At 64.6% G+C, this 15,540-nt stretch carries 26 protein-coding genes; all 26 read right to left on the bottom strand.

The window, feature by feature from the left end:
- Nucleotides 1-60: 60 nt before the first annotated feature.
- Nucleotides 61-435, bottom strand: coding sequence for a fluoride efflux transporter CrcB (crcB, locus tag J2S76_RS03215; RefSeq protein WP_307057456.1), 375 nt, complete (start codon nt 433-435; stop codon nt 61-63).
- Between the two features lie 32 nt (nt 436-467).
- Nucleotides 468-1,787, bottom strand: coding sequence for a replication-associated recombination protein A (locus tag J2S76_RS03220; protein ID WP_307057458.1), 1,320 nt, complete (start codon nt 1,785-1,787; stop codon nt 468-470).
- Between the two features lie 7 nt (nt 1,788-1,794).
- On the bottom strand, nt 1,795-3,222 hold the full coding sequence (locus J2S76_RS03225; RefSeq protein ID WP_307057459.1) for a DegQ family serine endoprotease: 1,428 nt from the start codon (nt 3,220-3,222) through the stop codon (nt 1,795-1,797).
- A gap of 138 nt (nt 3,223-3,360) precedes the next feature.
- Nucleotides 3,361-3,789, bottom strand: coding sequence for a 50S ribosomal protein L17 (rplQ, locus tag J2S76_RS03230; RefSeq protein WP_018390625.1), 429 nt, complete (start codon nt 3,787-3,789; stop codon nt 3,361-3,363).
- Nucleotides 3,790-3,861: 72 nt separating this feature from the next.
- Complete coding sequence (locus J2S76_RS03235) at nt 3,862-4,932, bottom strand: DNA-directed RNA polymerase subunit alpha (protein ID WP_198291146.1); 1,071 nt, start codon at nt 4,930-4,932, stop codon at nt 3,862-3,864.
- Nucleotides 4,933-5,008: 76 nt separating this feature from the next.
- The gene (gene rpsK / locus J2S76_RS03240; RefSeq protein ID WP_018390623.1) at nt 5,009-5,398 is read right to left on the bottom strand and encodes a 30S ribosomal protein S11; all 390 of its coding nucleotides are present in this window, start codon (nt 5,396-5,398) and stop codon (nt 5,009-5,011) included.
- 116 nt (nt 5,399-5,514) lie between these two features.
- A complete protein-coding gene (gene rpsM, locus J2S76_RS03245) occupies nt 5,515-5,883 on the bottom strand; it encodes a 30S ribosomal protein S13 (protein WP_018390622.1) in 369 nt (122 codons plus the stop codon).
- Between the two features lie 187 nt (nt 5,884-6,070).
- Nucleotides 6,071-6,655: an adenylate kinase gene (locus tag J2S76_RS03250; protein ID WP_307057463.1), complete on the bottom strand. Its 585-nt coding sequence runs from the start codon at nt 6,653-6,655 to the stop codon at nt 6,071-6,073.
- Nucleotides 6,652-7,983, bottom strand: a complete 1,332-nt coding sequence (gene secY / locus J2S76_RS03255) for a preprotein translocase subunit SecY (RefSeq protein WP_018390620.1) — start codon at nt 7,981-7,983, stop codon at nt 6,652-6,654. The genes J2S76_RS03250 and secY overlap by 4 nt, the downstream gene beginning before the upstream one ends.
- A gap of 55 nt (nt 7,984-8,038) precedes the next feature.
- A complete protein-coding gene (gene rplO, locus J2S76_RS03260; protein WP_307057466.1) occupies nt 8,039-8,530 on the bottom strand; it encodes a 50S ribosomal protein L15 in 492 nt (163 codons plus the stop codon).
- A gap of 21 nt (nt 8,531-8,551) precedes the next feature.
- On the bottom strand, nt 8,552-8,743 hold the full coding sequence (gene rpmD, locus J2S76_RS03265) for a 50S ribosomal protein L30 (RefSeq protein WP_018390618.1): 192 nt from the start codon (nt 8,741-8,743) through the stop codon (nt 8,552-8,554).
- A gap of 25 nt (nt 8,744-8,768) precedes the next feature.
- Nucleotides 8,769-9,320 (bottom strand): 30S ribosomal protein S5, encoded by a 552-nt coding sequence (gene rpsE, locus J2S76_RS03270; RefSeq protein WP_018390617.1) that lies wholly within the window; start codon nt 9,318-9,320, stop codon nt 8,769-8,771.
- A 43-nt stretch (nt 9,321-9,363) separates the two neighbouring features.
- Nucleotides 9,364-9,726, bottom strand: coding sequence for a 50S ribosomal protein L18 (gene rplR, locus J2S76_RS03275; protein WP_307057469.1), 363 nt, complete (start codon nt 9,724-9,726; stop codon nt 9,364-9,366).
- A 12-nt stretch (nt 9,727-9,738) separates the two neighbouring features.
- A complete protein-coding gene (gene rplF, locus J2S76_RS03280) occupies nt 9,739-10,272 on the bottom strand; it encodes a 50S ribosomal protein L6 (RefSeq protein ID WP_018390615.1) in 534 nt (177 codons plus the stop codon).
- 20 nt (nt 10,273-10,292) lie between these two features.
- The gene (rpsH, locus tag J2S76_RS03285; protein WP_018390614.1) at nt 10,293-10,691 is read right to left on the bottom strand and encodes a 30S ribosomal protein S8; all 399 of its coding nucleotides are present in this window, start codon (nt 10,689-10,691) and stop codon (nt 10,293-10,295) included.
- A 13-nt stretch (nt 10,692-10,704) separates the two neighbouring features.
- Entirely contained in the window at nt 10,705-11,010 is a 306-nt protein-coding gene (gene rpsN, locus J2S76_RS03290) for a 30S ribosomal protein S14 (protein ID WP_018390613.1), read from the bottom strand.
- Between the two features lie 59 nt (nt 11,011-11,069).
- Nucleotides 11,070-11,627, bottom strand: a complete 558-nt coding sequence (gene rplE / locus J2S76_RS03295) for a 50S ribosomal protein L5 (RefSeq protein WP_018390612.1) — start codon at nt 11,625-11,627, stop codon at nt 11,070-11,072.
- Nucleotides 11,620-11,937 (bottom strand): 50S ribosomal protein L24, encoded by a 318-nt coding sequence (gene rplX, locus J2S76_RS03300; protein ID WP_018390611.1) that lies wholly within the window; start codon nt 11,935-11,937, stop codon nt 11,620-11,622. The genes rplE and rplX overlap by 8 nt, the downstream gene beginning before the upstream one ends.
- Complete coding sequence (gene rplN / locus J2S76_RS03305; RefSeq protein WP_018390610.1) at nt 11,937-12,305, bottom strand: 50S ribosomal protein L14; 369 nt, start codon at nt 12,303-12,305, stop codon at nt 11,937-11,939. The genes rplX and rplN overlap by 1 nt, the downstream gene beginning before the upstream one ends.
- 73 nt (nt 12,306-12,378) lie before the next feature.
- The gene (rpsQ, locus tag J2S76_RS03310) at nt 12,379-12,627 is read right to left on the bottom strand and encodes a 30S ribosomal protein S17 (protein ID WP_018390609.1); all 249 of its coding nucleotides are present in this window, start codon (nt 12,625-12,627) and stop codon (nt 12,379-12,381) included.
- 10 nt (nt 12,628-12,637) lie between these two features.
- Nucleotides 12,638-12,847 carry a 50S ribosomal protein L29 gene (gene rpmC, locus J2S76_RS03315; RefSeq protein WP_018390608.1) on the bottom strand — a complete coding sequence of 70 codons (210 nt, stop codon included), beginning with the start codon at nt 12,845-12,847 and terminating at the stop codon, nt 12,638-12,640.
- Between the two features lie 11 nt (nt 12,848-12,858).
- Nucleotides 12,859-13,272: a 50S ribosomal protein L16 gene (rplP, locus tag J2S76_RS03320; protein ID WP_307057475.1), complete on the bottom strand. Its 414-nt coding sequence runs from the start codon at nt 13,270-13,272 to the stop codon at nt 12,859-12,861.
- A 30-nt stretch (nt 13,273-13,302) separates the two neighbouring features.
- Nucleotides 13,303-14,010, bottom strand: a complete 708-nt coding sequence (gene rpsC / locus J2S76_RS03325) for a 30S ribosomal protein S3 (protein WP_307057477.1) — start codon at nt 14,008-14,010, stop codon at nt 13,303-13,305.
- Nucleotides 14,010-14,390 (bottom strand): 50S ribosomal protein L22, encoded by a 381-nt coding sequence (gene rplV / locus J2S76_RS03330; RefSeq protein WP_018390605.1) that lies wholly within the window; start codon nt 14,388-14,390, stop codon nt 14,010-14,012. The genes rpsC and rplV overlap by 1 nt, the downstream gene beginning before the upstream one ends.
- A 10-nt stretch (nt 14,391-14,400) precedes the next feature.
- Entirely contained in the window at nt 14,401-14,679 is a 279-nt protein-coding gene (rpsS, locus tag J2S76_RS03335; RefSeq protein WP_018390604.1) for a 30S ribosomal protein S19, read from the bottom strand.
- Between the two features lie 17 nt (nt 14,680-14,696).
- On the bottom strand, nt 14,697-15,530 hold the full coding sequence (gene rplB, locus J2S76_RS03340) for a 50S ribosomal protein L2 (RefSeq protein WP_018390603.1): 834 nt from the start codon (nt 15,528-15,530) through the stop codon (nt 14,697-14,699).
- Nucleotides 15,531-15,540: the final 10 nt, after the last annotated feature.

The following is a 15,540-nucleotide window of genomic DNA, read 5'->3' on the forward strand; positions in this document are numbered from 1 at the left end:
GCCCCAGCACATAGCCGAGACGGGGCGCCACGTCACGCGGGAGGATGTCACGCGGCAGGATCAGGCGAGCGCGCGCATGAGCGCCAGCCCGGCGAACACGCCGGCCAGCGCCAGCGCAACCGAACCGCCGACATACAGAGCCGCCAGCCCAATTTCACCGCGCTGCACCAGCAGGGCGGTGTCCAGCGAGAAGGTGGAGAAGGTGGTGAAGCCGCCGAGCACGCCGGTGATGATGAAGGCGCGCGCATGCATGGTCCAGCCGCCGCTCGCCAGGAAGGTGAGCCATCCCGCGACGAGGCCGATGGCGAAGCTGCCGATCACGTTGATCGCCAACGTGCCATAGGGGAAGCCCATGCCGAAGGTCCGCATGACCGCGAGGCCAAACGCATTGCGCAGGACGCCGCCAATGCCGGCCCCGATAAAGATGAGAATCATGCTCTGCACGCCGCCAGCCTCGCCTGTCCGATCTATTTTCCGCCCTGCCGTTCCGCCCGCAGCCGCGCCCAATACTCCAGGCGCTTCCTCACCTCGCGTTCGAAGCCGCGTTCGTTCGGCGTGTAGAAATCAGCCCTTGGATCGCCAGCGAGTTCTTCGGGAAAGAACTGCTGTCCGGCAAACGCATCAGGGAAATCGTGATCGTACTGGTAGCCGGCGTGATAGCCGAGTTCCTTCATCAGCTTGGTCGGCGCGTTGAGAATGTGCTTGGGCGGCGCCAGCGAGCCGGTCTTCTGGGCCAGCGCCAGCGCCGCGTTGAAGGCGGAATAGGCCGCGTTGGATTTCGGCGCCGTCGCCACATAGGCAATCGCCTGCGCCAAAAACAGCCGTCCCTCCGGCCAGCCGACGCGCTCGAATGCCGTCCACGCCGCCACCACCTGCGGCATCGCCTGCGGGTCGGCCATGCCGACATCCTCGGACGCCGCGCAGCAGAGCCGGCGGAACACCGTGCCCGGGTCCTCGCCGCCGCTCAGCATGCGCGCCGCCCAGTACATGGCGCCGTTCACATCCGAGCCGCGCAGGCTCTTGTGGAAGCAACTGAGCAGATTGTAGTGCTCGTCCTGCCCTTTGTCATAGATCGGCGCCCGCTTCTGCATGGTCGCGGCGAGGCCCGCCACGTCGAGGTCCGGCCCGTCCGGCAGCGCCAGCAGTTCCTCGGCGAGGCCGAGCAAATAGCGGCCGTCACCATCGGCCATGCCGGCCAGCGCCGCCCGCGCCTCCGGGTCGAGCGGCAGGCGCCGGCCCTCCAGCGTCTCAGCGCGCTCCAGCAGCTTGCCGACCGCCTCCGCGTCGAGCGCCTTGAACACCAGCACCCGCGCGCGCGACAGCAGCGCCGCATTGAGCTCGAAGGAGGGATTCTCCGTCGTCGCGCCGATCAGCGTGATGGTGCCGTCTTCCATGACCGGCAGGAAGCCATCCTGCTGAGCGCGGTTGAAGCGGTGGATTTCGTCGACGAAGAGCAGCGTCCCCTGCCCGATCGCCCGGCGCCCGCGCGCGGCCTCGAACACCTTCTTCAGGTCGGCGACGCCAGTGAAGATGGCGGAGACCTGCTCGAAATGCAGGCTGGTCTCGCGCGCCAGCAGCCGCGCCACCGTGGTCTTGCCGGTGCCAGGCGGACCCCAGAAGATGAGCGAACCGAGGGAGTGGTTGGCGATCATCCGGGTGAGCGCACCAGCCTCCCCGGTCAGGCGCTCCTGGCCCACCACCTCGGCGAGCTTCTGCGGGCGCAGCCGATCGGCCAGCGGCCGGGGAACGGCATTCTCTAGTCCGGCGGAAGCGAAGAGATCGGACAAGGCCGCCTCAACCAGGCAGCAAAGCGGAGATGACCCGCCCGCCGCGTTGCAGCGTCACCCGCCAGGAACGCGCCGGCACGCGGGTAATCCGCTGCAGATCGGCGGTCGTGGCGATCGGCGTGCCGTTGATCTCCATGATGACGTCACCGGGACGGAAGCTGGTACGTTCGGCCGGCGAGCCTTCCTCAACCATCAGGATCACCACGCCCTTAACCGCGTCGATCGTCCGCATTTCCTCGATCACAGCCGGCGAGAGATTGACCACCGTCGCCCCCGACAAGGGCGAGCGCCCCTGCAGCAGCACCTCGTCGCGCGGCACCGTCTCCGGCGCCGGCACCAGCGTCACCCTCAATGTCACCGGCTTGCCCTGCCGGACGATGCCGAGATCGACCGTGCCGCCCAGCGGGCGGGTGGCGAAGCGGAAGCCAAAGGCGTCGGGGTCATCGACCTCGAGCCCGGCGACGGTGACGATGAGATCGCCGGCGCGCAGGCCCGCCTTTTCAGCCGGACTGCCGGGGAAGATGTTCTGCACCAGCGCGCCGGTGGGGCGCACCACGTCCAGCCCTTCGGCGAGATCCGGCGTCATCTGCTGTAGATCGGCCCCCAACCAGGGACGGCGCACCACCTTGCTGCCGGCCAGCGCCGATTGCAGCACCACGCGCACCATGTCGGCGGGAATGGCGAAGCCGATGCCCTGCGAGCCGCCGGAACGCGAGAAGATCGCAGTATTGATGCCAACCACCCGGCCCGCCCCATCCACCAGCGCGCCGCCGGAATTTCCCGGATTGATCGCCGCGTCGGTCTGGATGAAGAAGCCATAGTCGGTGATGCCGCGCTGGGTGCGCGCGAGAGCGGAGACGATGCCCTGCGTCACCGTCTGACCGACACCGAACGGATTACCGATCGCCAGCACGATGTCGCCGACCTGGAGATCATCGGACGAACCGAGTGTCGCCGAGGGGAAATCGGCCTTGCCGTCCTTGATCTTGAGAATCGCGATGTCCGTGCGCGGATCGCGCAACACCACCTCGGCGTCGAACTCGCGCTTGTCGGACAGCGACAGCCGAATCTCGTCGGCACCATCGATGACGTGGTTGTTGGTGACGACGATGCCGGAGCGATCCACCAGCACCCCGGATCCCAGCGAACGCTGGATGCGCTCGCGCGGCATGTCAAAGCCGGGCACATCCGGCCCTCCCCGGTCGCCGAAGAAGCGGCGGAAGAACGGGTCCTCCAGCAGCGGATTGTTCCGCTGGGTCGTCTTCAGCGCATAGACATTGACGATGGCCGGCGCTGTGCGCGCCACAACGGGCGCGAAGCTGAGGCCGATCTCGGCGCGCGAGGCGGGCACACGTGGCCCGCCGGCGGCGGGGACCTGTGCAAGCGCCGGCCCGGCGGCGAGAAGCGAAGCGACGATGAGGACAAAGCGTTTCATGACGCCAGATATAATCCCCGCCCTGCGGCGGAGAAAGGGCCGCCGCGACCTAGCCTCGCACGCAAAGGCACCAGCCAAAAGAAAAGGGGCGGCAAAGCCGCCCCGATCCGCCATTTGACAGTCGACCTACCGTCCCGCTCACGCGGCGGCGGCTTCCTCGGCCTTGGCGGCCTCGTGACGGGCGATGTCAGCGGCGCCCTTGGCCGATTCGTCGCGATCGACCAGCTCGATCACGGCAATCGCGGCCGAATCACCGTGGCGGAAGCCCGCCTTGATGATGCGGGTGTAGCCGCCATTGCGCTCCTTGTAGCGCGGGCCGATCACGTCGAACAGCTTGCGCACGACGGCGACATCGCGCACTTCGGCGATCGCCTGGCGACGGGCATGCAGGCCGCCGCGCTTGCCGAGGGTGATCAGCTTCTCCACCACCGGGCGAAGATCCTTCGCCTTCGGCAGGGTGGTCATGATCTGCTCATGGGTGATGAGCGCCTGGCACATGTTGGCGAACATGGCCTTGCGGTGCTCGGCGGTGCGGTTGAACTTACGATACGTCTTGCCGTGGTTCATGGCAAAAATCCTAAATGCGGCGGCTTTCGAGCCGGGAGATACGGGTGACGGCTCGAACGCCGCGCTCAATGCTCAATAGTGATCTTCGAACCGCTTGGCGAGATCCTCGATGTTCTCCGGCGGCCAGCCCGGCACTTCCATGCCGAGGTGCAGGCCCATGCTGGCGAGAACTTCCTTGATCTCGTTCAGCGACTTGCGGCCGAAGTTCGGGGTACGGAGCATCTCCGCCTCGGTCTTCTGGATCAGGTCGCCGATATAGACGATGTTGTCGTTCTTCAAGCAGTTGGCCGAACGGACCGACAACTCCAGCTCGTCCACCTTCTTGAGGAGCGCGGGGTTGAAGGGCAGCTCCTGCATGACAGGGCTTTCCGTCTCGCGCTTGGGCTCCTCGAAGTTGACGAAGATCTCGAACTGGTCCTGCAGGATGCGCGCGGCATAGGCCAGCGCATCCTCGGGGCCGACAGAGCCATTGGTCTCGATGGTCAGCGTCAGCTTGTCATAATCGAGGATCTGACCCTCGCGGGTGTTCTCGACCTTGTAGGAGACCTTCTTGACCGGCGAATAGAGGCTATCGACCGGGATCAGGCCGATCGGCGCGTCTTCCGGCCGGTTGCGGTCGGCCGCAATGTAGCCCTTGCCGGTGTCGACGGTGAACTCCATGCGGATCTCGGCGCCGTCGTCGAGCGTGCACAGCACGAGCTCGGGGTTCAGCACCTGCACGTCGCCCACGGTCTGGATATCGCCGGCGGTGACGACACCCGGCCCCTGCTTCTTCACGACCATGCGCTTGGGGCCATCGCCCGCCATCTTGATGGCGATGTCCTTGATGTTGAGGACGATATCGGTGACGTCCTCGCGCACGCCCGGGATCGACGAGAACTCGTGCAGCACCCCGTCAATATGCACGGACGTCACCGCCGCGCCCTGAAGCGACGACAGCAGGATGCGGCGCAGCGCATTGCCGAGCGTCTGCCCGAAGCCGCGCTCCAGAGGCTCGGCGACCACAGTCGCCAGGCGCTTCGGGTCGCTGCCGAGCACGACTTCAAGCTTCTCGGGCTTGATCAGCTCTTGCCAGTTCTTTTGAATCACGACGTCACCCTTGGTTTCGACGGTGCCCCGGACTCCCTGCCCGGCACCTTCCACCCCGGTCCCGGCGGGAGGGGGAAGGCCGACTGCAGCGGCCCCTGCGGCGCCCGAAGCGCCGCTGGATGATTAGGCGTCAGACGCGCCGACGCTTGCGCGGACGGCAGCCATTGTGCGGGATCGGCGTCACGTCGCGGATCGACGTCACGGTGAAGCCCGCCGCCTGGAAGGCACGAAGCGCCGACTCGCGGCCGGACCCGGGACCCGAGACCTCGACCTCGATGGTACGCATGCCGTGATCGGCGGCCTTGCGGGCGCAATCCTCGGCAGCCACCTGCGCCGCATACGGCGTGGACTTGCGCGAACCCTTGAAGCCCATGGCGCCCGCCGACGACCAGGCAATGGTGTTGCCCTGCGCGTCGGTGATGGTGATCATGGTGTTGTTGAACGACGCATTCACATGCGCGACGCCGGAGGCGATGTTCTTGCGCTCACGACGCTTGATGCGGGCAGCTTCTTTAGCCATAGACCTTGGATCCTTCGAACGCGCCCGTCATTCCAGGCGCTCGGGACAGTAAACGTAACGAATGCGCCGGCCGCCCGCGGCGCCGGCGCTGAAAAGCGGGCCTCAGCCCGCCCTCCTCACTTCTTCTTGCCGGCGATCGCCTTGGCAGGACCCTTGCGGGTACGGGCATTCGTGTGGGTACGCTGACCGCGGACCGGCAGGCCACGACGATGACGCAGGCCGCGGTAGCAGCCGAGGTCCATCAGGCGCTTGATGTTCATCGAGACTTCACGGCGCAGGTCGCCCTCGACCAGATAGTCGCGGTCGATGGTCTCGCGGATCTGCAGGACTTCCTGGTCGGTGAGCTGGTTGACCCGGCGCTCGACCGGGATGCCGACCTTCTCCACGATGTCGGCAGCGTTCTTCGCGCCGATGCCGTGAATGTACTGAAGCGCGATGATGACGCGCTTGTTGGTCGGGATGTTAACGCCTGCAATACGAGCCACGTCGCTCTCTCCATGTGAACCGGACGAACCGGTGATGAAAATGCCCCGCGCCGGTGGAGGCCGGCCCTTGCGGAGATACGCACGAGGCCGCCCGACATCAGCGAATTGATGTCGATTGGCGGCACCCGCTTGAGTGAAGCGCGGCACATAGAGCGATTCCGCCCACATGTCAAGCCGCAGCGAGTCCTCAGGCCAGATCGAGGACGTCCGCGATGGCCTTCGTCACCTCGTCGATGGGCTTCATCCCGTCGATGGTCGCCAGCATGCCGCGCTGCGCATAATAGGGCGCGACCACGGCGGTATCCCGGTTGAAGGCCTCGAGGCGCGTCTTGAACACCTCCGGGTCATCATCCTTGCGCACCGGCTCGCCGCGTGCGGCGGTTTCGCGGGCGCGCTGGATGATGCGGTCGACCAGCTTGTCCTGGTCGACCTTCAGCTCGATCACCGCGTCAAGCTTGAGGCCCTTCTCCGCCAGGATCCGGTCCAGCGCCTCGGCCTGCGCGACCGTGCGCGGGAAGCCGTCGAGGATGAACCCCTTGGCGCAGTCCTGCTGGTCGATGCGGTCGGAGATGATGCCGATCACGATCTCGTCGGAGACGAGGTTGCCGGCATCCATCACCGCCTTGGCCTTGAGGCCAATCGGCGTTTCGTTGCGAACGGCTTCGCGCAGCATGTCGCCGGTCGAAAGCTGCACGATCTCGTGGCGCGCGACCAGACGCTGCGCCTGCGTGCCCTTCCCCGCCCCCGGAGGTCCGAGCAGTATAAGCCTCATCGGCGCTTCCCCTTGAGCTTGGCCTTCTTGACCAGCCCCTCATATTGGTGCGCCAACAGATGACCCTGAACCTGGGCCACCGTATCCATCGTCACGCTCACCACGATCAGCAGCGAGGTGCCGCCGAAATAGAACGGGACTGCGGCGTAGGAGATGAGAATCTCCGGGAAGAGGCACACGACCGCTAGGTAAGCCGCACCAATGACCGTGATGCGAGTCAGCACATAGTCGATATACTCGGCGGTGCGCTCACCCGGGCGGATGCCCGGCACGAAGCCGCCATGTTTCTTCAGATTGTCCGCCGTCTCCGTCGGATTGAACACGATGGCCGTGTAGAAGAAGCAGAAGAACACGATCAGCAGCACATAGAGCAGCATGAACAGCGGCTGTCCGTGCCCGATCAGAGTCGTCACCGTCGTTAGCCAGCCCGGGCCCGAGCTCTGCATGAAGCTCGCCACCGTAGTGGGAATGAGCAGCAGCGAGGAAGCGAAGATCGGCGGGATGACGCCCGAAGTGTTCAGCTTCAGCGGCAGATGCGAGGACTGGCCCTCATACACCTTGTTGCCGACCTGGCGCTTGGGATACTGGATCAGCAGCCGGCGCTGCGCCCGCTCCATGAACACGATGAACATGATGATGCCGATGGCCATCAGGATCACCGCGAGGATGATGCCGGTGGACAGCGCGCCCTGACGGCCGAGTTCCAGCGTGTTGGCGATCGCTGCCGGCAGCTCCGCCACGATACCGGCGAAGATGATCAGCGAGATGCCGTTGCCGATGCCGCGCGAGGTGATCTGCTCGCCAAGCCACATCAGGAACATGGTGCCGCCAGTGAGCGTGACGACCGTCGAGATACGGAAGAACCAGCCGGGATCCGACACGACGGCGCCGGACCCTTCAAGGCCGACGGCGATGCCGTAGGACTGGAAGACCGCGAGCACCACGGTCAGGTACCGCGTGTACTGGTTGATCATCTTGCGGCCCGACTCGCCTTCCTTCTTCAGCGCTTCCAGCGTCGGCGAGACGGTGGTCAGCAGCTGAATGATGATGGAGGCCGAGATGTAGGGCATGATGTTCAGGGCGAAGATCGCCATGCGCGAAACCGCGCCGCCCGAGAACATGTTGAAGAGCCCGATAATGCCCTGCTGCGCCGTGCTGAAAACGTCAGCCAGCGCGTCGGGATTGATCCCGGGCATCGGGATATAGGTGCCCAGCCGATAAACGAGAAGCGCACCCAGGGTGAACCAGATGCGCTTCTTCAGTTCGTCGGCTTTTGCCAGAGCACCGAAATTGAGGTTTGCCGCGAGCTGTTCTGCTGCCGAGGCCATGGTGGCTCCGCTCCTCGTCTGCGCCCTGTAAAGTCGGTTAGGCCTGACGTAAGCGTCAGGCCGCCGTTTCGCCAGCGTCGGTCTTGGACACCAGCAGCGTCACCGTGCCGCCGGCCTTCTCGATCGCTTCGATCGCCGACTTGGTCGCATGGGCGACCTCGAAGGTGACCTTGGCCGTCAGCTCGCCGGAGCCGAGCACGCGCACGCCGTCCTTGGCGCGACGCAGAACGCCCGCCTCGACCAGCACCGCCTGCGTCACGACAGCCGAAGCGTCCAGCTTGCCGGCATCGATCGCGGTCTGGACGCGGCCGAGAGAAACCTCGTTCCAGTCCAGCGCGAAGATGTTGGTGAAGCCGCGCTTGGGCAGGCGACGATGGATCGGCATCTGGCCGCCCTCGAAGCCCTTGATCGCGACGCCGGTACGCGAGGTCTGACCCTTCACGCCACGTCCGCCGGTCTTGCCCTTGCCCGAGCCGATGCCGCGGCCGACGCGCATGCGCTTCTTGCGCGCGCCGGAATTGTCCTTGATCTCGTTAAGGCTGCTCATCGCCAGTCTCCTTCTGCGCCGTCAGGCTTCGACGACGCGGACGAGGTGGCGGACCTTGTAGATCATGCCACGCACGGCCGGGGTATCTTCGAGCGTCGAGCGACGCCCAAGCTTGTTGAGGCCGAGACCGATCAGCGTCGCCCGCTGAGCCTCGGGGCGGCGGATCGGGCTGCCGGTCTGTTCGACCGTAACCGTGTTGGTGCTGTTCGCCATGATTAGCTTCCCTACCACTCAGGCGTCAGTCGGTCGCTTCGGCGTCGTCGATGCGACGGCGCGACTGAAGCTGCGAGACCTTGAGGCTGCGACGCGCCGCGACAAGGCGCGGGCTGTCCTGGTTCTTCAGCGCATCGAAGGTCGCGCGGACCATGTTGTACGGGTTGGACGAGCCGAACGACTTCGCCACCACGTCCTGCATGCCCAGCGTCTCGAAGACGGCGCGCATCGGGCCGCCGGCGATGATGCCGGTACCGGCCGGAGCCGCGCGCAGAATGACCTTGCCGGCGCCATGATGGCCATGCACGTCATGATGCAGGGTGCGGCCTTCGCGCAGCGGCACGCGGATCAGCGCGCGCTTGGCGGCTTCCGTCGCCTTGCGGATGGCTTCCGGCACTTCACGCGCCTTGCCGTGACCGAAGCCGACGCGGCCCTTCTGGTCGCCCACAACCACCAGGGCGGCGAAGCCGAAGCGACGGCCACCCTTCACAACCTTCGCGACACGGTTGATGTGGACCAGCTTGTCCACGAACGTGTTGTCGCGATCCTCGCGTTCACGCTCACGTTCACGAGCCATGATCTTATCCTCGTCGTTCTGCGGGGTGATCCCGCTCGTGATCTCAGAAGTTGAGACCGCCCTCACGGGCGGACTCGGCGAGCGCCTTGACGCGGCCGTGATAGATGAAGGCGCCGCGGTCGAAGACCACGTCCTTCACACCGGCTGCGACGGCGCGTTCCGCCACGAGCTTGCCGATCGCCTGAGCCGCGGCGACATCCGCGCCGGTCTTCAGGCTTTCCCGCAGGGTCTTCTCGAGCGTCGAAGCGGACGCAATCGTCACGCCGCGCGCGTCGTCGATGATCTGCGCATAGATGTGCTTCGACGAGCGATGCACCGAGAGGCGCGGCCGCCCGTTCGCCGTCGTGCGGAGAGCACGACGGACACGCGCCTTGCGGCGCTCGGTAGCGTCCTTGTACTGTGCCATGGTTCGGGTCCGTTACTTCTTCTTGCCTTCCTTGCGGAAGATGAACTCACCCGCGTACTTCACGCCCTTGCCCTTGTAGGGCTCGGGACCGCGATAGTCGCGAATCTCGGCAGCGACCTGACCGACCTTCTGCCGGTCGATGCCGCTGATGACGATTTCGGTCGGCTTCGGGGTCACGATCTGGATCCCTTCCGGGATCGCATAGTTCACATCGTGGCTGAAGCCAAGCGCCAGGCTGAGGCTCTTGCCCTGCACGGCCGCGCGATAACCGACGCCGCTGATTTCCAGCTTCTTCTCGAAGCCCTTGGTGACGCCTTCGACCAGGTTCGCCACCAGCGTGCGGGACAGGCCCCACATCGCCTTGTGGCGGTTGGTCTCGCCGTTGAGGGAGAACAGGATCGCCCCGTCCTCCATCTTCACCGCGATCTCGTCGACAACAGTGGTTTCAAGCGACCCCTTGGGTCCCTTGACCGACACCGTCTGACCATTGATCGACGCCGTGACGCCGGCCGGAATGGTGATGGGGGCTTTACCGATCTTGGACATGTGCTCTCTCTCCTCCCCGATCAGAAGACCGTGAAGAGGACCTCGCCGCCCACGTTCTTATCGCGGGCTTCGTGGTCCGCCATCACGCCCTGCGGCGTGGAGACGACAGCGACGCCAAGGCCGTTGGCGACGCGGGGAAGGGTCTTGACGGACGAATACACCCGCCGACCCGGCTTGGAGACACGCGAGATTTCGCGGATCACCGGCTCGCCGTCATAGTACTTGAGTTCGATCTCGAACTCGGTGCGGCCATTGACCGGCTCGGAAGCCGAATAGCCGCGGATGAAGCCCTCAGCCGTCAGGACTTCCAGCACGCTGGCGCGCAGACGCGAGCCCGGCGTGAGGATCTTTTCCTTACGGCGCATCTGCGCGTTGCGGATGCGGGTAATCAGATCGCCGATCGGATCAGTCGTGGACATGGATCGACCCTCCTCACCAGCTCGACTTGACGAGGCCAGGAATCTGGCCCTGCGAACCGAGCTCGCGAAGCGCGATACGGCTCATCTTCATCTTGCGATAGTAAGCGCGCGGGCGCCCGGTGATCTCGCACCGGTTGCGGATACGCACCTTCGCCGAGTTGCGCGGCAGTTCCGCCAGCTTGAGAACCGCAGCGAAGCGCTCCTCGATCGGCAGTTCCTTGTTGCTCACCAGGGCCTTGAGACGCGAACGCCGGCCGGCATAGCTCTTCACGAGCTTGCGACGGTGTTCGTTCTTCTCGACCGAGCTCTTCTTGGCCATATGATCTTGCTCCTAGTCTCCGCGTTTGAGGCTCCCGCCCCACAGCCGGAAGGGGATGCTTACTGACGGAACGGGAAGTTGAAGGCCTTCAGAAGCGCGCGCGCCTCGTCGTCCGTCTTCGCCGTCGTGCAGACGATGATGTCCATGCCCCACATCTGATCAACCTTGTCGTAGTTGATCTCGGGGAACACGATATGCTCCTTGATGCCGAGCGCGAAATTGCCGCGGCCGTCAAAGCTCTTCGGGTTCAGGCCGCGGAAGTCGCGAACGCGCGGAAGCGCGATGTTGACCAGGCGATCGACGAACTCGAACATGCGGGTCTTGCGAAGGGTGACCTTCGCGCCGACCGGCTGGTTCTCGCGCAGCTTGAAGTTCGAGATCGCGTTGCGAGCGCGGGTGACAACCGGCCGCTGGCCGGCGATCAGCGCGAGATCCGCCGCAGCGGTCGTCACCTTCTTCGTGTCGGCCGTCGCTTCGCCAACACCCATGTTGATGACGATCTTGTCGATCGTCGGCACTTCCATGGGGTTCTTGTAGCCGAACTGCTCGATCATCTGCTTGCGAACGACGTCCTCATAGAGCGACTTCATCCGCGGGCTGTAGCTGGTCTCAGCCATCGATCTTCTCCCCCGAGCGCTTGGCGACGCGCACCTTGGTGCCGTCCGCCTGCACAAGGAAACCGACGCGAGTCGGCTTGCCATCCTTAGGATCGGCAATCGCGATGTTCGACAGGTCGAGGGCCGCCTCCTTGGAGATGATCCCGCCTTCCTGGTTCGCGGTCTGCCGCTGGTGCCGCTTCACGAGGTTGACACCGCGCACGCGCGCCTTGCCTTCCTTCGGCAGCACCTCAAACACCTCGCCCGTGCGACCCTTGTCGCGGCCGGTGAGAATGACGACCTTGTCGCCCTTCTTGATCTTCGCGGCCATCAAAGCACCTCCGGCGCCAGCGAGATGATCTTCATGTGGTTCTTCGCGCGAAGCTCGCGCGGAACCGGCCCGAAGATACGGGTGCCGACCGGCTCCTTGTTGTTGTTGATCAGAACGGCCGCGTTGCGGTCGAAGCGGATCACAGAACCATCGACACGACGGATATCCTTGGCGGTACGAACGACAACCGCCTTCATCACGTCGCCCTTTTTCACGCGGCCGCGCGGGATAGCTTCCTTCACCGACACCACGATGATGTCACCGACATGGGCATACTTGCGCTTCGAACCGCCAAGCACCTTGATGCACATGACGCGACGCGCACCGGAATTGTCCGCCACGTCGAGATTGGTCTGCATCTGGATCATGACGCACCTATTTCTCGCAAAAACCGCGCGCAGCCGTCACCGGCGCGCGCCCCTCAATCCCGTTTCCGGGCGCTCAGACTTCAGCCCGCTTCTCGCCCTGGACAACGATCCAGTTCTTGAGCTTGGACAAGGGGCGGTGCTCCTCGATCCAGACGGTGTCGCCTTCCTTCCAAGCGTTGCCCTCATCATGGGCATGGTACTTCTTGGAACGGCGGACGGTCTTCTTCAGCAGCGGATGGGTGAAACGGCGCTCGACCCGGACCACGACGGTCTTGTCCTGCTTGTCGCTCACCACGACGCCCTGCAGCATACGCTTCGGCATCGCCCTCTCCTCACTTAGCCTTGGCCGCAGACGCGGCCTTCTGCGCCTGGATGGTCTTGGTCCGCGCGATGTCGCGACGGACCTGACGCACCCGCGCCGTGTTTTCGAGCTGGCCGGTCGCCTTCTGGAAGCGCAGGTTGAACTGCTCCTTCTTCAGGCCCAGCAGCTGGTCCTGCAGCTCGTCGGCGGTCTTCGTCCGAATGTCGGAAGCCTTGGTCATCTGTTCCTCCGTCACTCAGCGATGCGCTCGACGAAGCGCGTCTTGATCGGCAGCTTCGCCGCCGCCAGCCGAAGCGCTTCACGGGCGAGCTCCTGGCTCACGCCATCGATCTCGAACATGATGCGGCCGGGCTTGATCTTGGCGGCCCAATAGTCGGGCGCGCCCTTACCCTTACCCATGCGGACTTCGGTCGGCTTCGACGAAACCGGCACGTCAGGAAACACGCGGATCCACACCCGGCCCGCACGCTTCATGTGACGGGTGAGCGCGCGACGCGCGGCTTCGATCTGACGCGCGGTCACGCGCTCCGGCTCCAGGGCCTTAAGCCCGAACTGGCCGAAATTGAGGTCAGTTCCGCCTTTCGCAACGCCGTGAATACGGCCTTTGAACTGCTTGCGGAACTTCGTGCGCTTTGGTTGCAGCATGTCGCGCCTCTTATTCCTTCATCACTCTGTTCACGCCGCGTCGCGGCGCGACGAGCGACCACCCGACGATTCACTTTCCGCCTGGCGCTTATCCTGCGCCATCGGATCGTGCTCCAGGATCTCGCCCTTGAAGATCCAGACCTTAACACCGCAGGTGCCGTAGGTCGTGAAGGCGGTGGCCGTACCGTAATCTACGTCCGCGCGCAAGGTGTGAAGCGGCACACGCCCTTCACGATACCATTCGAGACGGGCGATTTCCGCGCCGCCAAGACGGCCCGCGCAGTTGATACGAATGCCTTCCGCGCCCAAACGCATCGCCGACTGAACCGCGCGCTTCATGGCGCGACGGAACGCCACACGGCGCTCAAGCTGCTGCGCGATCGATTCGGCGACCAGGCGCGCGTCGATTTCCGGCTTCCGAATCTCGACGATGTTGATGAAGACTTCCGAGCTGGTCATCTCGGCAACCTTCTTGCGAAGTTTGTCGATGTCTGCGCCCTTCTTGCCGATCACCACGCCCGGACGGGCGGAGTGGATCGTCACCCGGCACTTGCGGTGCGGACGCTCGATCACGATCTTGGAGACCGCGGCCTGCTTGAGCATCTTCTGCAGCACTTCACGGATCTTGATGTCCTCGTGAAGCAGCTGGCCGTACTCGCCCTTGCTCGCGAACCAGCGCGAGTCCCAGGTGCGGTTGATGCCGAGCCGGAGCCCGACCGGGTTGACCTTCTGACCCATCAGGCCTTCTCCTCGACTTCACGCACCACGATGGTGATATGCGAGAACGGCTTCTCGATCCGGCTCGCACGACCACGGGCACGAGCGGCGAAGCGCTTCATGACCAGGCCCTTGCCGACATGAGCCTCGGCGACGATCAGATCGTCGACGTCGAGCTCATGATTGTTCTCGGCATTGGCGATCGCCGATTCGAGGCACTTCTTCACGTCGCCGGCGATCCGCTTGCGCGAAAACTGAAGGTCGGCCAGTGCGGTCGCGACCTTCTTGCCCCGGATAAGACCGGCGACGAGGTTGAGCTTCTGGGGGCTGACGCGAAGGTTACGCGCAACCGCCTTGGCTTCCGTATCCGCGAGCGTGCGCGGACGAGCTGCCTTTCCCATGACCCTGCCTCTACTTCCGCTTGGCTTTCTTGTCCGCCGCATGCCCGTAATAGGTACGGGTAGGCGCGAACTCGCCGAACTTGTGGCCAACCATGTCCTCGGAAACCGAAACCGGGACGTGCTTATTGCCGTTATAGACGCCGAAAGTGATCCCCACAAACTGCGGGAGGATCGTGGAACGGCGGCTCCAAATCTTGATGACGTCGTGTCGACCCGACGCGCGCGCGGCATCCGCCTTCTTGAGGAGGTAGCCGTCGACGAACGGACCTTTCCAGACCGATCGAGACATAGTTCAGTTTCCCTCGCTCACTTCTTGCGGGCGTGCCGGCTGGACACGATGAACTTGGTGGTCGACTTGTTCTTCCGGGTCTTCTTGCCCTTGGTGGGGAAACCCCAGGGCGTGACCGGATGACGTCCACCCGAGGTGCGGCCTTCGCCGCCGCCATGCGGATGATCGACAGGGTTCATCGTGACGCCGCGATTGTGCGGACGACGGCCGAGCCAGCGCTTACGACCGGCCTTGCCGAGATTGGTGTTCATGTGGTCCGGGTTCGACACAGCGCCGACCGTACCCATGCACTCGCCGTGAATAAGACGCTGCTCACCCGAATTGAGGCGGATGATCACATAGCCCTGGTCGCGGCCGACGATCTGCGCGTAGGAACCGGCGGAGCGGGCAATCTGGCCACCCTTGCCGATCTTCAGCTCAACATTGTGCACGATCGTGCCGACCGGCAGGTTGCCGAGCGGCGCGGCGTTGCCGGGCTTCACGTCGACGCTCTTCGAGGCGACGACCTGGTCGCCGACCGAAATGCGCTGCGGGGCCAGGATATAGCCGAGCTCGCCGTCCTCATACTTAATGAGGGCGATAAAGGCCGTCCGGTTCGGATCGTACTCGATACGCTCCACGGTCGCCGCAACGTCGCGCTTGGCGCGCTTGAAGTCGACGAGACGGTAGGCCTGCTTGTGGCCGCCGCCGCGGAAGCGCACGGTGATGCGCCCGGTGTTGTTGCGGCCGCCCGCCTCCGACTTGCCTTCCGTCAGCGTCTTGACCGGCTTGCCCTTGTACAGGGACGAGCGGTCGACGATGACGAGCTGGCGAAGGCTCGGCGTTACCGGCTTGAAGGTTTTGAGCGCCATGTCTCTGGTC

It is taken from the genome of Ancylobacter vacuolatus, assembly GCF_030813595.1.
Classification (GTDB): domain Bacteria; phylum Pseudomonadota; class Alphaproteobacteria; order Rhizobiales; family Xanthobacteraceae; genus Ancylobacter; species Ancylobacter vacuolatus.